18 protein-coding genes are annotated in these 16,887 nt (G+C 29.7%); 17 read left to right on the top strand and 1 reads right to left on the bottom strand.

Annotated elements, in window-relative coordinates; translation table 11 throughout:
• Position 1: 1 nt before the first annotated feature.
• From sufB to CJ192_RS08215, 5 genes are read left to right on the top strand one after another with little or no spacing between them, the layout of a single operon-like run.
• Complete coding sequence (gene sufB, locus CJ192_RS08235) at positions 2–1,417, top strand: Fe-S cluster assembly protein SufB (protein WP_037376890.1); 1,416 nt, start codon at positions 2–4, stop codon at positions 1,415–1,417.
• Positions 1,417–2,463, top strand: a complete 1,047-nt coding sequence (locus tag CJ192_RS08230) for a SufD family Fe-S cluster assembly protein (RefSeq protein WP_102198442.1) — start codon at positions 1,417–1,419, stop codon at positions 2,461–2,463. Before sufB ends, CJ192_RS08230 begins: the two co-directional genes overlap by 1 nt.
• Position 2,464: 1 nt before the next feature.
• Complete coding sequence (locus CJ192_RS08225) at positions 2,465–3,685, top strand: aminotransferase class V-fold PLP-dependent enzyme (RefSeq protein ID WP_102198441.1); 1,221 nt, start codon at positions 2,465–2,467, stop codon at positions 3,683–3,685.
• Complete coding sequence (gene sufU, locus CJ192_RS08220; RefSeq protein ID WP_102198440.1) at positions 3,685–4,119, top strand: Fe-S cluster assembly sulfur transfer protein SufU; 435 nt, start codon at positions 3,685–3,687, stop codon at positions 4,117–4,119. Before CJ192_RS08225 ends, sufU begins: the two co-directional genes overlap by 1 nt.
• Positions 4,109–4,315, top strand: a complete 207-nt coding sequence (locus CJ192_RS08215; RefSeq protein ID WP_004814932.1) for a hypothetical protein — start codon at positions 4,109–4,111, stop codon at positions 4,313–4,315. Before sufU ends, CJ192_RS08215 begins: the two co-directional genes overlap by 11 nt.
• Before the next feature lie 23 nt (positions 4,316–4,338).
• Here CJ192_RS08215 and CJ192_RS08210 read toward each other — a convergent pair whose 3' ends face one another.
• The gene (locus CJ192_RS08210) at positions 4,339–5,163 is read right to left on the bottom strand and encodes a Cof-type HAD-IIB family hydrolase (protein ID WP_102198439.1); all 825 of its coding nucleotides are present in this window, start codon (positions 5,161–5,163) and stop codon (positions 4,339–4,341) included.
• Positions 5,164–5,250: 87 nt separating this feature from the next.
• Between CJ192_RS08210 and CJ192_RS08205 the strand changes: the two genes are divergently transcribed.
• The 12 genes from CJ192_RS08205 (at position 5,251) to recO (ending at position 16,878) form a co-directional block, all read left to right on the top strand.
• Positions 5,251–6,393 carry an LCP family protein gene (locus tag CJ192_RS08205; protein ID WP_102198438.1) on the top strand — a complete coding sequence of 381 codons (1,143 nt, stop codon included), beginning with the start codon at positions 5,251–5,253 and terminating at the stop codon, positions 6,391–6,393.
• Between the two features lie 8 nt (positions 6,394–6,401).
• Positions 6,402–7,418 (top strand): type 2 isopentenyl-diphosphate Delta-isomerase, encoded by a 1,017-nt coding sequence (fni, locus tag CJ192_RS08200; RefSeq protein WP_004818590.1) that lies wholly within the window; start codon positions 6,402–6,404, stop codon positions 7,416–7,418.
• Positions 7,419–7,715: 297 nt separating this feature from the next.
• Complete coding sequence (locus CJ192_RS08195) at positions 7,716–10,262, top strand: S8/S53 family peptidase (protein ID WP_102198437.1); 2,547 nt, start codon at positions 7,716–7,718, stop codon at positions 10,260–10,262.
• An 83-nt stretch (positions 10,263–10,345) separates the two neighbouring features.
• Positions 10,346–10,969, top strand: a complete 624-nt coding sequence (locus CJ192_RS08190; RefSeq protein ID WP_004818694.1) for an NfeD family protein — start codon at positions 10,346–10,348, stop codon at positions 10,967–10,969.
• Positions 10,969–11,910 carry a flotillin-like protein FloA gene (floA, locus tag CJ192_RS08185; protein WP_004812995.1) on the top strand — a complete coding sequence of 314 codons (942 nt, stop codon included), beginning with the start codon at positions 10,969–10,971 and terminating at the stop codon, positions 11,908–11,910. Before CJ192_RS08190 ends, floA begins: the two co-directional genes overlap by 1 nt.
• Positions 11,910–12,335: a hypothetical protein gene (locus CJ192_RS08180; RefSeq protein ID WP_102198436.1), complete on the top strand. Its 426-nt coding sequence runs from the start codon at positions 11,910–11,912 to the stop codon at positions 12,333–12,335. Before floA ends, CJ192_RS08180 begins: the two co-directional genes overlap by 1 nt.
• Before the next feature lie 317 nt (positions 12,336–12,652).
• Positions 12,653–13,594, top strand: a complete 942-nt coding sequence (locus CJ192_RS08175; RefSeq protein ID WP_102198435.1) for a PhoH family protein — start codon at positions 12,653–12,655, stop codon at positions 13,592–13,594.
• Positions 13,575–14,039 (top strand): rRNA maturation RNase YbeY, encoded by a 465-nt coding sequence (gene ybeY, locus CJ192_RS08170; RefSeq protein ID WP_102198434.1) that lies wholly within the window; start codon positions 13,575–13,577, stop codon positions 14,037–14,039. Before CJ192_RS08175 ends, ybeY begins: the two co-directional genes overlap by 20 nt.
• Positions 14,036–14,854, top strand: coding sequence for a diacylglycerol kinase (locus tag CJ192_RS08165; protein WP_102198433.1), 819 nt, complete (start codon positions 14,036–14,038; stop codon positions 14,852–14,854). Before ybeY ends, CJ192_RS08165 begins: the two co-directional genes overlap by 4 nt.
• Positions 14,851–15,255: a cytidine deaminase gene (gene cdd, locus CJ192_RS08160; RefSeq protein ID WP_102198432.1), complete on the top strand. Its 405-nt coding sequence runs from the start codon at positions 14,851–14,853 to the stop codon at positions 15,253–15,255. Before CJ192_RS08165 ends, cdd begins: the two co-directional genes overlap by 4 nt.
• Positions 15,252–16,133 carry a GTPase Era gene (gene era, locus CJ192_RS08155; protein WP_004818612.1) on the top strand — a complete coding sequence of 294 codons (882 nt, stop codon included), beginning with the start codon at positions 15,252–15,254 and terminating at the stop codon, positions 16,131–16,133. The genes cdd and era overlap by 4 nt, the downstream gene beginning before the upstream one ends.
• Positions 16,120–16,878, top strand: coding sequence for a DNA repair protein RecO (gene recO / locus CJ192_RS08150; protein ID WP_102198431.1), 759 nt, complete (start codon positions 16,120–16,122; stop codon positions 16,876–16,878). Before era ends, recO begins: the two co-directional genes overlap by 14 nt.
• Positions 16,879–16,887 lie beyond the last annotated feature (9 nt).

Raw genomic sequence — 16,887 nt, 5'->3', positions numbered from 1 at the left:
AATGACAGAGAAAAAATTTGATGAATCAACCTTTAAGGATATAGATAGGGGTATTTATGATGTCATTGACAAATTCGAATACTCAGATATATCCGATAAGGGTTTGAATAAAGAAATAGTAGAAGAATTATCAAGAAAGAAAAATGAACCAGAATGGATGTTAAAAAGAAGACTTCAATCTCTTTTGATTTTTGAACAAACAGAAAATCCATCATGGGGACCAGACCTTTCAGAATTAAATATGGCAGATATAACAACTTATGTTAAGCCAAAAACTGACAAAAAAAGCAATTGGGATGCCCTACCAGAAGAAATTAAAGATACTTTTGATAGGCTAGGAATCCCTCAAGCTGAGCAAGAATCTCTTGCAGGAGTTGGGGCCCAATACGACAGTGAGGAAGTTTATCATTCAATTCAAAAACACTTGTCAGACCAAGGGGTAATTTTTACAGATTTTGATACAGCCTTAAAAGAACACGAAGAAATTGTTCATAAATATTTCCAAAGAGCAATTCCACCAACCCTACACAAATATGCAGCTCTTCACGGTGCAGTTTGGTCAGGAGGATCTTTAATTTATGTACCAAAGGGAGTAAATGTAGATATTCCTCTCCAATCTTATTACAGGTTAAACGCTCCAGGAGCTGGACAATTTGAACACACAATGATTATTGCTGAAGAAGGAGCAAAAGTTCATTTTATAGAAGGATGTTCTGCTCCAAAATATAATGTTGTAAATCTTCACGCAGGAAGTGTAGAAATTTTTGTTCACAAGGATGCTGAAGTAAGATTTTCTACAATAGAAAACTGGTCAAGAAATATGTACAACCTTAATACAAAAAGGGCAATAGTTGAAGAAAATGGTCAAGTTGAATGGATTTCTGGATCATTTGGTTCTAAAGTTTCTATGCTTTATCCAACCACAATTTTAAATGGGGAAGGAGCAAGGGCAGAATACACAGGAATAACTTATGCATCAAACGGTCAATATATAGATAATGGTTGTTCAATGATTCATAACGCACCAAACACTTATTCAACAGCTCTTACAAAATCTATTACTCAAGGAAATGGAAAATCTATGACAAGGTCTTTTGTAAAAATTGGAAAAAAAGCAAAAGGATCAAAGTCAACTGTAGATTGTGAAAACTTAATGTTATCACGTGAATCAAAATCAGATACAATTCCAACTCTTGATATAAGAAATGATGATGTAGATTGTGGACACGAAGCAAAAATTGGATCTCTTGATCAAAAACAAATATTTTATTTAATGAGCAGGGGAATTCCAGAAAACGAAGCAAAATCTATGATAGTTAGAGGTTTTGCAGAGCCAGTTGCAAAAGAATTGCCACTAGAATATGCAGTTGAGATGAATAATTTGATTGATATGGAATTGGAAGGAGCAAATGGCTGATGGAAAAAGTAAATGTAATGAGAGAGCCTACTTGGTCATATACCAAGCTAAATTATAGTGAAAAAGCTCCAAGTTTAAATGAAAAAATAGGATATAAAAATTTAGAAAGCTCAAATAAAGAAAATAAATCTTTAGATGAAATTTTTAAGGAAAAAAATTATGGACTTTCGAAAGCTTTCTTAGATGAGAATAAAAAATTTAATAATTTAGATATTTATAGGGATATTGATGGAGAAAAAGATTTAGAATTTATTAATTTAAACCTTGATCAAAAATCAAAACAACTTGTAAATAAAATTGATATAAATGCAAAAAAAGGATCAAAATCTTCATTTTTAGTTAATTTTTCTCAAAGTGAGGGGAATTCTTCCTACCTAAATTCTTTAATTAGGGTAAATCTTGAAGAAGATTCTTCTGTGAAGTTGGTTGTAGTTGTAGATTTATTAGAAAATTCTCTAAATTTACAACAAATTTCATCAATAATTGGTGATAGGGCAAATTTTGATATTTCCTATATTGAACTAGGTGCAGACAAGTCTTATGTAAATATAAGAAATTTCCTTGATGGGGAAGAATCCAATCTTGAAGAAAATGGAATTTATTTTAAAGAAAATGATGACTTTTTAGATATTGGTGCCTTCAATGACCATAAGGCAAAAATTACAAAATCAAATTGTCTTTTCAATGGAGCTCTTAAGGGCAAAGCTGAAAAAAGATGGAAAGGTGTTGTTGATCTTAAAAGAGGATGCGAGCATGCTGATGGAAAAATTGGTGATTATGCAGTAATGCTTAGTCCTGATGCTATAAATAGGTCTGCTCCAGTTTTATTAAATGAAGAAAAAGACGTTTCTGGAGAACACGCTGCAAGCGTTGGAAGATTTGATAAGGCAATGTTATTTTATATAATGAGCAGGGGTTTTTCTAAAAGAAAGGCAGAAAGTTTGATGCTTGAAGCTAATTTTGCTCCAACAATTGATAAAATTGACCATGAAGAATTGAGAGAAAAAGTAAGATATAAAGTTCACGCAATGAATACGAGGGGTTAGGATGGATATAGAAAAAATAAGAAAAGAATTTCCATTTTTGGATGAAGAAAAAACTGGAAAAAAAGTTATTTATCTAGATTCAGCAGCAACCAGCCAAAGTCCTCTTTCAGTAATAAATGCCCAAGCTGATTATTACAAATATTCAAATGCTAATCCCCACAGGGGAGCTCACTTTTTATCATGGAAAGCAACAGAAGCCTTTGAAAATACCAGAAAAAAAGTAAAAGAATTTATAAATGCAAGTAAAGATGAAGAAATAATTTATACAAGAAATGCAACAGAATCTTTAAACCTTGTGGCCTATTCATACGCATGTGAAAATTTAAAAAAGGGTGATGAAATTGTAATTTCAATTTTAGAACATCACGCAAATTTAGTTCCTTGGCAAAGGGTAGCTAAAGAAACTGGGGCAGTTTTAAAATATGTTTACCTAAATGATGATTATTCCTTAAATTACGATGAAGTAAAAGAAAAGATCACAGATAAAACAAAAATTGTTTCAATTACTGCCTCATCAAATGTTACAGGTGAGATGACAGATCAAAAATTAATAACAGAACTTGCCCACCAAGTTGGGGCGATTTCAATTGTTGATGCTTGTCAACTTGCTCCACACGGAAAAATTGATGTCAAAGATTTGGATTGTGATTTTCTTGCTTTTTCAGCCCACAAAATGTATGGACCAATGGGAATTGGAATTTTGTATGGAAAATATGACTTGCTTGATAAAATGAAACCATATAATCTTGGTGGAGATATGATTGAATATGTTTATGAACAAGAGTCTACTTTTGCAGCTCCTGCCCAAAAATTTGAAGCAGGAACCCAAGATGTTGGTGGAGTTGTAGGACTTTCTGCAGCAATTGATTTTATGAATGAAATTGGAGTGGAAAATATTTATAAGCATGAAAATGAGCTTGCAAGGTATGCTTATGAATTAATAAAAGATATTGACCATATAAAAGTATTTTTCCCAGAAAAAAGAAAAACAGGATCTGTTGTTTCTTTTACCTTTGATGATATTCACCCACATGATGTTGCAACAATTTTAGATATGAAAGGAATAGCTGTAAGAAGTGGTCACCATTGTGCTATGCCACTTCACACCTACCTTGATGTATCTTCAACTTGCAGAGCGTCATTTGCCATATATAATACTAAAGAGGAAGTAGAATATTTTGCAAAAGAGCTTAAAAATGTAAGAAAGGTGATGGGACTTTAATGGACTTAAATGATGTTTATACTCAAGTAATTTTAGAAAATTCAAGAAATCAAAAAAATAAAAGAAATTTGGAAAATCCTGATATAAAAGAGACAGGACACAATCCTTCATGTGGAGATGAAATTGTTTTGGAATTAAAACATGATGGAAATGTAATTACAGAGGCAGCTTTTACAGGACACGGTTGTGCCATAAGCCAAGCTGCAACTTCTGTTATGTGCGATGAAATTGTTGGAAAAACAATTGAAGAAGCAAAAGAGATGGCAAAAATTTATATAGGAATGATTAAAAGAGAAGATATTAGTGATGAAGATTTGGAAAAAATTGGAGATGCAGCAGCTTTCCAAAATATTTCAAATATGCCACAAAGGGTAAAATGTGCACTTTTATCTTGGAAAACCTTGGATGAAGTTATAGAAAAAGATGTCAAATAATAATATTTTTAAAGACTCTAACTTATTAGAATTTGTAACAAGTACTATAACTTTTGTCCTTCTTATAATTCTAACAATAATTCAATTTGTAAATAACAAGCCATTTTGGTGGATAATATTATTGGTAACTATTATTATGGGTGCCAATGCCTATCTTAAATATAAAAAATTTAAAGAAAACAAAAAGCATTCTTAGTTAATCTAGGAATGCTTTTTTATTTAAAATTTTTCAAAATTATTTTCAATTAATTTTTCTATGGCCTCGCCAACTCCTGCCTTATTGTTTGATAAAGTTATATAATCAGCATGAGGTTTTAGGTAATCATTGGCGTTTTCCATAGCCACAGAAAATCCTGCCATATCTAGCATGGGAATATCGTTCATTTCATTTCCTATTGCCATAATTTCATCAATTTCAAAACCAAGTTTTTCACTCATTAATTTAATGGCATTTCCCTTGTTTGCATTTTTGTTCATAACTTCAATTAAAACAGGGGCGGTTTTTGCATAATAATAATTTTCGTTTACATAGCTAGGCATATTGTCCATTACTTTTTCTATATTCCAAGGCCAACCCATAATCAAAAATCTACCAAAATTTTTGTTTTGGTCAAAATCATGGTAGGAGACTTTTTTAAGTTTTAGCTTGGTTAAAAAAGAATCGACCTTTGTAAATAAATTTGGATTTTTGTGCCTTGTATAAAAACTATCATCATCCATGGCTGAAACTTGAACCTTAAATTTTTTTAAAGAATCATCTAGGGCGATTAAATCTTTTGGTTTTTGAAAAACTCCTGTAATTACTTCCTTAGTGTAATTGTCAAAAATATAAGAACCATTTTGAGAAATTGAAAAATGTCCTTCATGTTCAAGATCTAGTTCTTTCACATAGGGAAGAATTCCAGAAAATGGCCTACCACTTACAAGAGCGATGTGGCATCCTAATTTTTTTGCCTTTAATATCATTTTTTTGTTTTTTTCAGGTAGACGCCTTAAATCAGTTAGTAAGGTTCCGTCTATATCAATTGTAATTAGCTTAATCATAAGTAGATTATATCATATATTTTTTGATTTTATCATTTTTATTAAGGATATTTTTATGCTATAATTACAAGATGAGAAGGAGATTTTATGAAGTTTAAAAGATTGTTAATTACCTTATTAACTGTAGCTACTGTATATTTCGGGTCTAATCTTTTTTTAAATAGGCTAGAAAATAAAAAAAACATTACAAATTATGGAAAAGAAGCTGCAAGTGAAAATAAATACCAAAAAGTTGATCATGAAATTTTAGTTTTGATGGTTGGGGTAGATGTTAATGAGAATAATGAAAATCCAGATTTTACAAGAACTGATACAATAATGTTGTGTAAAATAAATGCAGAAACTGGAAAGGTTGATCTTTTATCTATTCCAAGAGATTCAAGAATTAAGGTTAGAGATGAATTTACAAAGGCAAACCATGCTCACGCTTATGGTGGGATTGGTTTAACTTTAAAATCTTTGAGAGATTTTTTGGGACTTGATATAGATTATTATGTGGAAATTAATTATGACGCCTTGGTTGATATAGTAGATGGCATGGGTGGTTTAAAATATAAGGTTCCAAAGGGGATTTCTATTGACCATGGAGATGTTCATATTAGACCAGGTATTAATGATATGGACGGGATGGATGTCTTGTGGTATCTAAGAACTAGAAAAATTTATGATAATGGAGACCTTGGTAGGGTTAATGCTCAACAAGAATTTTTGAAGGCAATAGTTAATGAATTAGTTAAAAAATCTAAAGAAATTAGCATGACATCTTTGATAGAAACATATTTTAAAGATGTAAAAACTAACCTGCCTTTTTCAACCATGGTTGAATTTGCAAATAGCATGTCTAATTTTTCATCTGATAAATTTAAAACTTATACAGTTCCAGGTGAAGCAAGTATGATTGATGGAATTTCTTATTATATTCCAGATTATGAGGCTACATGGGATATTGTAAATAAAGTTTTTCCTAAATATAAATTAAAGGGATGGAAGAAGGAAGATAGTTATTATTGGGAATATGAATATTATAATTATTCTTATAAAAATTATGGGTCAAATGAAGATTATAATAAGATAAAAGAAAATAAAGATAATAATTTGAACAATTATAAGGACTTTGACGATAATAAAGATGAGGTTAAAGAAAAAACTGATGATTATGAAGATAATTCATTAGATAATAAAAATTATTTGAATGATGAAATTGAAGATTTTACAGAAGATAATTATTAGGTGATATTATGGATGAAAAAAGAAGAGCAAGAAAAGATGAACATATTGAAAATTATCTTAGAAGTGAATTTAGGTCAAAAACTCTCTTAAATAATATTTATGTTGAACACAATGCCCTAAGCAAGGTGAATTTTGATGAAATTGATACATCTATTGAATTTATGGGAAAGAAAATTTCTATGCCAGTTATGGTAAATGCTATGACAGGTGGAACAGAAATTAGCGAGGACATAAATGAAGATTTATCAAATATTTGTGCTGATTTAAATATTCCTATGGCTGTGGGAAGTGAGTCTATTGCCCTAAAGGATATCAAGGCGAGAGAATCTTTTTCTTTATTAAAAGATAAGAATAATGTTTTTAAGATAGGAAATTTAGGCTTTGAAAATAGTTTAGAAAATTTTGAATTTGCCAAAGATTTAATCGGGGCAAGTGCCATGCAAGCCCATTTAAATATTGCCCAAGAGCTAGTTATGGATGAGGGAGAAAGAGATTTTTCAAATAATTTTGAAAATTTGAAAAATATAAGAAAAAATCTTTCAGCACCTTTGATTGTAAAAGAAGTTGGCTTTGGGATGAGTAAGGAAGTTGGCAAAAAACTTTTGGATATTGGAGTTGAATATATAGATGTCGCTGGAAAAGGTGGAACTAACTTTATTGAAATAGAAGATATGAGAATTTTTGATAAAGATTATTCAGAATTTTATTCTTGGGGCATACCAACAGCAAAATCAATCCTTGATTTAAGAAGTTTATCTGATGATTTTTTCTTAATTTCAAGTGGTGGAATAAGAAATGCTACTGATGTATGTAAATCTATAATAATTGGGGCTGATATGTGTGCAATTTCTGGAGAAGTTTTGTCATTTCTTTTAAGAGGTGATTATGATTATGCCCAAAAATATCTTGAAGAATTACAAACTAAAATAAAAATATTTATGGCCCTTGTTGGAGCAAAAAACATAGAAGAACTTAAAAAAGTTCCATATAAAATAACTGGAAGGTTAAAAGAATTAATTGACTAAAAAAGAAGGATTAATCTTTCCTATGGTGTAAACAAATCCTCAAGCACGAATATCTGACTTCAAAAATTGGTGATTTCTAAATTTCAAAATTCTAAAATCGCAAACTCGCTAAAGCTCGAACAGTGCGATTTTGACGAATTTTTAAATTTGAAATCAAATCAATTTTTTCCGTAGGATATTCTTTGCATGAGGATTTGAATACTTTGTAGAAAGCCTTAAGAAGGAGTAATCCTTCTTTTTTTATTACAAAATATTTATTTCTTGCTATAATAAAATAAAGAATACTAGGAGGGAAAGATGAAATCTTATAGGAAAATTGCTATTGGGTTTGGTATAGGCTTGATTGCCATTTTAGTTTTTTATTTTGGAAAAGGTTTTTTAAATTTAGGACCTAAAAGGGATAGAAATTCAAATAATCCAGATGTTATTTTAAGTGACAGTAAAGAGAAAAATAATAATTCTAATAGCAAGGCTAAGGCAAAATATATTGAAAAAAGAGTTTCTATGAAAGAAAATTACCCACAAAAAAGTCAAAAGTTAGAATTTTCTGATAAGAAAAATTTCTTTACAATTCCAGGAAAAGAAAACATAAAAGAAGATGATTTTGGAGAATATGTTGATGGTGAGATCTTAGTTGATGTAGACTTGGATAAGTTCGATGAAAAAATATTTGATAAGTACGGGGCAAAAATCATTGGAAAATGTGACATTTGGGGTGGTTATCAAATAAATATTCCAAATAAATCTATAGATGAGCTAGAAAAAATTGCTGAGAAAATTAAAAAAGAAGAGGGAGTAGTGGTTTCTAGAGTTCATTGGTTGATTCCAGTTGGAATAAATGAATCGTATCCGGATGATAATTTCAAAATTGGTAAAAAGAATTTTGATAAAAATAATTTATGGGATGGTTATGATTTAGATAAAGGATTTGATAGAAAAAATAAAATTAGTGAAGATGATCCTTATTGGTCATATAAAATAACAAACTTATCATATATGTGGAAAAATCTTGATTTTAAAGAAGAATCTCATATTGGAGTATTTGAAAATGGAAAAATAGGAACCAGTAAAAACAAGGATACATTTATAGAAAAAGATTTAGACTTTCAAAATTTAAATACTCAAGTCATTGAAGATGAAAATAAAAGATCAAAGTCAGAAAAGTTCTATAAAGAAGCAACAAAAGATATGAAAATTCATACATATTTAGTTTCTTCAATATTAGCGGCGAGACATAATAATTTGGGATTTAGTGGTGTAGGTAAAGATACAAAAGTATATCCTACTGTTTTTGATTTTAGTATTTTTCCATACTTGTTGGCATATAGGATAGATAATTCAAGTAATCAAATAAAAATATTTAATTTAAGTTGGGGATATTTAAAAGAAGTTCTATATTACTTGAATACAGATAAAGAAAATATAAAAAAAGATTCTAAAAGCAAGAATAGGACCTTGCGTAGAATTGCGAAATTCGGGCTAAGATCAGAGGGCAGAAATCAAAAACAATATTATAGAAGATTTCAATTATATCTTAGAGATAATTCGATGGTATATAATGTAGCTTTAAAGAAATTAAAAGAACAGGGCAAAGATTTCTTGATAGTAAATTCAGCAGGTAATGAAGGGGAAATAATAAGAGATATTGAAGAATATTCTGATGTAGAGATAAAGAAAACAACCTTTTTTGAAGAAGTAGATGATGATATTAAAAAAAGAATAATAATTATTGGAGCTTCAAAGCCAGAAATGAATAAAAATGGTAAAACTATTTTTTGGAAAAACTCAACTACTAGAAATTTAGATATTGTAGCACCTGGTAATAATGTACCTGGATATGATAAAAATGGTAAATTGATGTTGTGGGATGGTACATCAGCTTCTGCTCCTTTTGTAGCAGGACTAGCAGCAAATCTTTATAGTGCCTATCCTGATAAAATGAATGGTGAATTGGCAAAAGAATTAATAGTTAAGTCTGGAAATATTGATGTAATAGATGAATTTAATGGGGAAAATTCAAAACTTGTTGACGCAAAAAAATTGACTGAACTTGTTAAGAAAAAATTTGAAGAAGAAAAAGAGGATAAGAAGGAAGAAAAGAAAATTAATAGAAAAATTATTAGGGAAAATAAAAAAGATGATAATAAAGGAAATTTAGAGCAAATTGAAAATGTTCCTTCTAATCAAAGTTCTAATAAAGATCAAGAAAATCCTCCGAGTGCTAGTAATGATGAAAATCTTTCTAAAGATAAGACCTATAAGATAATTCAAGATGGTAAAGACCAAGGAGAAATTTCCATTTTGGATATGGGAGATGCTTATTTTATAGATGTGGATAAGTTAGATGAAATTTATTTTTCAGATTCACCTTATTTTACAGACCCTGAGTATTCTGATATTGCAAATAAATACAAGAAAATCCTTTCACAAAATCAGGGAAGCTATATAAGAGAAAATCCAGATGGATCATATTATTTTAGATTATTTCTTGGAAATATAGATGGATTAGAAAATAAGCCAAACTATTCCTACCAATATTTTCCAGAATATGGAGTTTTTACTTTTGCAAAAAATAATTATATGAAAGAAAAAGAGGTAACTTTTCTAACAAGTAAGTACGCAGGAATAATTTTAAATGGAAAATTATATGTAGAGGCAGATTGGCTAGCTTGGTGGTTTGGTTTTGAGTTGGATTATACATTTGATTCAAAGAATAAAATCTTTGAATATAAGAGGGAAGGTCACGATATTGGCCAAGAAGGAGTCGATTATATAAATATTTCTACAGAAAATTATAAAGATATTTATGAATTATTGGATGATAATTTTGAAAAAATAAATTAAAAGTGAGGAGAAATTTTCTCCTCCTTTATTTTTTTGGGTATAAGATATTTAATAGTAGTATTTTTACTATAGAAAGGAGTATTATGTTAGCAGATATTTTATTAGCCCTATCTTTTAGTTTAGCTTTTATAAGTATTGTTGCTATATTTTTTACTGACAAGAAAATTTTATTTTCTATAATAGCCCTGGTACTTTTTGCTTATTTTTATAAGGTAGGATTTGATAGGGGTCAGGCAGATTTGATAACTATTATTTGCTTTATTTCTGGTATCTTGTTACTAGTGATAGAGCTAATAACGCCAAGTTTTGGAATTTTGGGAACTTTGGGCTTAGTTTTGACAATTTATTCTCTTATGGATTCATTAGATAATTCCTTGTTTGGAATAATTGTTTTGATGGTAACAGCAGCATCTGTTTTTATAAGTATAACCATTTTTATAAGATTAGGATTTTCTGCTAAGGTTTTTGAAAAATCAATTCTAACAAATGTTCAAACAAAGGAGAGAGGCTATAATTCAAAAAAAGATTATTCCTTTCTTTTAAAAAAATCTGGAAGGACACTTAGTATTTTAAGACCTACAGGAAGGGTAGAAATTGATGAAAAAATCTATGATGCTAGAACTTATGGAGAATTTATCAAAAAAGATGTAGGAATAAAAGTAGTAGAAATAAAAGATGGAAACATTTATGTTAAGGAGGATATATAATGCCAATAATTATTCCAGCTTTGATAGTAATTTTAGTAGTAGTATTTTTATCTTTAGTTCCAATTGGATTATGGATAACAGCAAGATCATCAGGAGTTCCAGTTTCTATGGGATCTCTAGTTGCAATGAGATTTAGAAGGGTAAATCCTAGACATATTGTTTATGCCTTAATCAAATCTCACCAAGCAGGTATACAAATTGAAAGCTCTGATCTTGAAAGTCATTTTCTTTCAGGAGGAGATGTAAACCAAGTTGTAGATGCCTTGATTGCAGCTGAAAGGGCAAATATTGATTTGACATTTCAACAAGCAGCAGCAATGAATCTTGCAGGAAGAAATGTTTTTGAAGCTGTACAAGTTTCTGTAAATCCAAAAGTAATAAATACGCCAACAATTGCGGCAGTTGCAAAAAATGGAATTGAAGTAAAAGTAATTGCAAAAGTTACAGTAAGGGCAAATATTGAAAGACTTGTCGGAGGAGCAGGAGAGGAAACAATTATAGCAAGAGTTGGTGAAGGAATTGTAACGACAGTTGGTTCATCTCACACTCACGCAGAAGTTTTAGAAAATCCAGATAATATTTCCCAAACAGTTTTGGAAAAAGGACTTGATTCAGGAACTGCTTTTGAAATTTTATCAATTGATATAGCAGATGTTGATGTAGGACGAAATGTTGGGGCAGAATTACAAAGAGATCAAGCAGAAGCTGACAAAAATATTGCCCAAGCTAAAGCTGAAGAAAGACGTGCCCAAGCCATAGCTCTTGAACAAGAAAATAGGGCCAAAGTTGTAGAAGCTCAATCAAAAGTTCCTCTTGCAATAGCAAAAGCTCTAGAAAGTGGAAATCTTGGAGTTTTAGATTATTATAATATGAAAAATATAAATGCCGATACTCAAATGAGAAATAAAATATCAGAAACTGATAGTAGAGATGAATACTAATGGCAAAAGATAATTTAAAAACTAAGTTTTACAAATTTATCTACAAATTAGATAAGGAAAATAATAAAGAAGAAGGAAAATATACTCCTGATTTTGACACTTGGTTAAAAGAATTAAATAATCAAAACAAAAGAAAAAATACCACAAAAAAGAAAATGAGTTTTGGAGAGGCTATGTCCTCCCTTGCAAAAGATGAAAAGAAAAATAAAAAAACTTTTGATAAGGCTTACAAAAAAGTTCAAAGAAAAAATAATAAGGATTCCTATAATAAAAAAATAAAACAATTCAAAAAATCTTCAGATATTTATTCAAAACAAATAGAGGATTATAAAAAAGAAAGACAAAAAATAAAATTGGATAAAAATGAATTGAAAAAAGCTATAATTTATTCAGAAATTATAGGAAAGCCAAAAGCTAAAAGATGAGATTTTCTAATCTTATAAGGTATACTAATCCTCAAGCACGAATATCTGACTCCAAAAATTGCTGATTTCTAAATTTTAAAATTCTAAAATCGCAAACTCGCTTACGCTCAAGCAGTGCGATTTTTTACGAATTTTAAAATTTGAAATCAAATCAATTTTTTTCGTATGATATTCTTAGCATGAGGATTTGTATACTTTAACAACAGCCGAAAGATGAGATTTTCTCATCTTTTTTATTTACCCTAAAATGGTATAATAATCTCAAAGGAGTGATTAAAATTAAGGAAATAATACAAATAAATAATACCGATATAATCATGGGTTTGTTCGGTAATTTTGATAAAAATAGAAAATATATTGAAAATAGGTTTGATGTAAAAATAAAAACTGAAAATGGAAATATAAGTATAAAGGGTGAAGAGGTAAATGTAAATCTTGCCATAAAGCTTATTGAAGAAGTAATAGAGGTTATAGAAAAAGAAAAAAGCATTGATTTTCAAAAATTAAAATACTTTTCTGATATGCTTGTTTCTGAAAACAAAGAAGTTATAAAGTCATCTTTGGACCAAGTTATTGTTACAACTGCAAATGGCAAACCTATTAAGCCAAAAACCTTAGGACAAAAATCTTATGTAAGTATGATCAATAATAACGATGTTGTTTTTGGAATAGGACCTGCAGGAACAGGAAAAACTTACTTGGCAGTTGCCATGGCCATAAGGGCCTTTAAAAATAATGAAGTAAATAGAATTATACTTACAAGACCTGCTGTTGAAGCTGGTGAAAGTTTAGGATTTTTGCCAGGAGATTTGCAAGATAAGGTCGATCCTTATTTAAGACCACTTTATGATGCACTTTTTGAAATTTTTGGTTTTGAAACTTACCAAAGCTTAGTTGAAAAAGGAGTAATCGAAGTTGCTCCACTTGCTTATATGAGGGGAAGAACTCTTGATAATTCTTTTGTAATTTTAGATGAGGCACAAAATACAACTTTCGAACAAATGAAGATGTTTTTGACAAGACTTGGATATGGATCAAAGGCAATTATCACTGGAGATATTACCCAAATAGACCTTCCTCGTGGGAAAAATTCTGGTCTAAAATCTGCATCAAGAATCCTTAGAAATGTAAGAGGAATAGAATTTATGGAATTTACTGCAGTAGATGTAGTAAGACATCCTCTTGTTCAAAGAATTATTGAAGCATACGATAAGGCTGATAAGGAAAAAGAAAATAAAGATGAAATTAATAATAGATAATACTACAAATGAAGATTTGACCCTTCAAAAAGATTTGGAAAAAGTCATAAAGGAAGTTTTGAAAGTTGAAAATGTAGATGAGAAAAAATGCGAGATCTCCCTTTCTTTTGTAGATGAGAAAAAAATAAGACAGCTGAATAAAGATTTTAGGCAAACTGACAGGGTAACAGACGTTTTATCCTTTCCTATCGAAGACTTCTTCAATGAGGATAGAAAAACCTTACTAGAAAAACCATATTTGATGCTTGGAGATGTGGTTATTTGTACAGATGTTGCAAGAAAGCAAGCAAAAGAATTGGGACATTCTTTTGAAAGAGAGATAATGTATCTAACCTGCCATTCTATACTTCATCTGTTAGGATATGACCATATGGAAGATGATGATAAAAAGATAATGAGATCAAAGGAAAAACAAGTTATGAAAAATCTTGGAGTATTCAAATGAAAGACGAAAAACAATTAATTGAAGAAATTAAAAGTCAAGTTAAAGAAGAACTGGAAGAAGAAAAAAGAAAAGAAGACGAAGCCCAAAAATATATTCCAAAGACCAGATCTGCTGGGGAAAAATTTGTTAAAGGCTTTGACTATGCCTTTGAGGGTCTTGTTTTTGCTATAAACAATGAAAAAAATATGAAATTTCATGTTTTGACCTCTATTCTTGTCCTATTTGTTTCCTTATTTTTAAATGTTTCAAGGGTAGAGATGATGTTTTTGGTTTTTTCTATTGCCTTTGTAATTTCTTGTGAACTTTTAAATACTTCTTTAGAACAAGCAGTAAATCTTGCAGGTGAAGGGAAAAAATCCAAGGAAGCTAAGGCCAGTAAGGACCTATCGGCAGCTGCTACTTTTGTATCTGCCCTAAATACAATTTTTGTAGCCTACTTGGTATTTTTTGATAAGGTTGCAAATTTCTCATCCTCAGTTGTACTAAGAATTTCGAGAAGGCCATCTCATCTTGCCCTGATTGCAGTATCAATAGTAATTATTTCAACCATATTTTTTAAAGGGATTTTTTATAAGGGGCACGGGACAGCCTTTCATGGAGGATTTGTTTCAGGTCATACATCAATTTCTTTTTGCCTTGCAACAATTGGGGCTATGAGAGTTGAAGAAGGACTTTTGATATTTATATTTTATGGACTTGCTATTATAGTTGCAGAAAGCAGGTTTGAGGCAAATATCCACTCACTTCCAGAAATTATCAGAGGGGCAATCCTAGGTACGGCAATAGCACTTTTAATATTTGGAGTATTTTCATGAAAAAAGATTTAAAAGGACTAATAAATGAGGCTATAGAAAATAAAAAAAATTCTTACTCACCTTATTCAAAATTTAGGGTATCAAGCCTAGTTTTAACAAAAAAAGGAAATATTTATAAGGGAGTAAATATAGAAAATGCAGCCTATTCTGTAACACTTTGTGCAGAAAGATCTGCCCTATCAGCGGCAATAAGTGCTGGAGATAAGGAAATTGATACTATAATAATTACAGGAGATAGTGATATGACCTATCCTTGTGGAGTTTGCAGACAATTTATGGCAGAATTTTTAGATTCAGATTCAAAGATTGTAATAGCAAATTCAACCGAAGATTATAAGATATATGGATTAAGGGATATTCTTCCATATAACTTTTCAAAAAAAGATTTGGAGGAAAAATGAAATCAGGTTTTGTATCGGTAGTTGGCAGGGCAAATGTAGGAAAATCTACCTTAATGGAAAAAATTTTGGGAGAAAAAATTTCAATAATTTCAAATAAACCCCAAACAACAAGAGATGAGATAAAAATAATATATAACGATGAAAATTCACAAATAATTTTTTTAGATACACCAGGTATCCAAACACCAAGAAATAAACTTCAAGAACACCTACTTGAAGTTTCAGAAGATAGCCTCAAAGATTCAGATATAGTAACATTTATAGTCGATAATTCCCTAACAATTGGAAGACTTGATAAGATGATTTTGGATTTATTAGAAAAGATAAAAGTACCAAAAATTCTTCTTATAAATAAGTGTGACCTATTAGAAGAAGGGGAAATTGATCAAATAAAAAAGACCTACATAGGTTTAAATGCTTTTGATTATATAATTCCAATTTCAGCCTTAAATGATGAAAATATTGAAAAATATATACAAACAATAAAAGAAATTTTACCTGAAGGACCCTTATATTATCCATCAGATATGATAACTGACAAAAATGAAAGATTTATAGTATCTGAAATAATTAGGGAGAAAGCTTTAAGAAATCTTTCAAATGAAATCCCTCATGGAATTTTTGTAAGAATTGACCAATTCAAAAAAAGAGATGATAAAAACTTATATGATATTTACGCTAGTATAGTTGTAGAAAGACCAAGCCATAAAGAGATAGTTATCGGTAAAAACGGAAGAAAAATCAAAAAAATCGGCATGGATGCAAGAGAAGAAATAGAAGTATTTATGGATAGCAAGATAAATTTAAAGTTATGGGTTAAGGTCGAAAAAGATTGGCGTAAAAAACAAAAATTGGTGAATAGGTTTGGTTACAAGTGATAATTCAAATGTAGAAGGCTTTGTTTTAAGAGAATTTACTTACAAAGAGTCAAGTAAAATTATAGAAATTTTTACAAAAAACATGGGTAAAATTTCTGTGATTGCCAAGGGAGTTTTAAATAAAAAAAATACAAATCTTTCATCAACCCAAAGATTTGTAAAAGCTTCCTACAATCTTTATAAATCTGGAGAGAAATTTTTTGGGATAAAAGATGCCTCATTAATCAAATCTTATTCGAAATCTAATAAAAATTTTGATATAATAGTATATAAATCGGCAATTTGTGATTTATTATTAAGAACAATTGATTTTGACCAAAAAGAGCTTGTCTATAATTTATTAGACAAGACTTTTGAGAGCTTTGAAAAAGCAAGTGAAAATTATTTAAATATTTTCCTTTGCTTTTTATTAAAGTACATATCTTTTTCAGGCTTCAAACCAAATTTAAAAGAATGCTCTATCTGCGGAGAAAATATCAAGCAAAATTATGTATATTTTTCTATAGAAGATGGGGGAGTGGTTTGTAATTCTTGTAGGAGTAGAGATCATCAATTGATTTATCTTACAAAAGAAGAATATTTGTTTATGTTAAAATTAATCTACACTCCAACTGATAAGGTAGAAAAAATTGATTTAAAAATAGAAAAGAAAAAACTTTTAAATTTGATAACAGCTTATGTTTTAGAGTGTTTAGAAATTAGAAAATTTAGCTCACTTGAATGGGTAATTAAATTAGTCAAATAAATAGGAGAG

The sequence above is a fragment of the Anaerococcus hydrogenalis genome (assembly GCF_002871895.1).
Classification (GTDB): domain Bacteria; phylum Bacillota; class Clostridia; order Tissierellales; family Peptoniphilaceae; genus Anaerococcus; species Anaerococcus hydrogenalis.
Note: the sequence above shows the minus strand (reverse complement) of the source record. Positions and strands in the feature narration are given on the sequence as shown.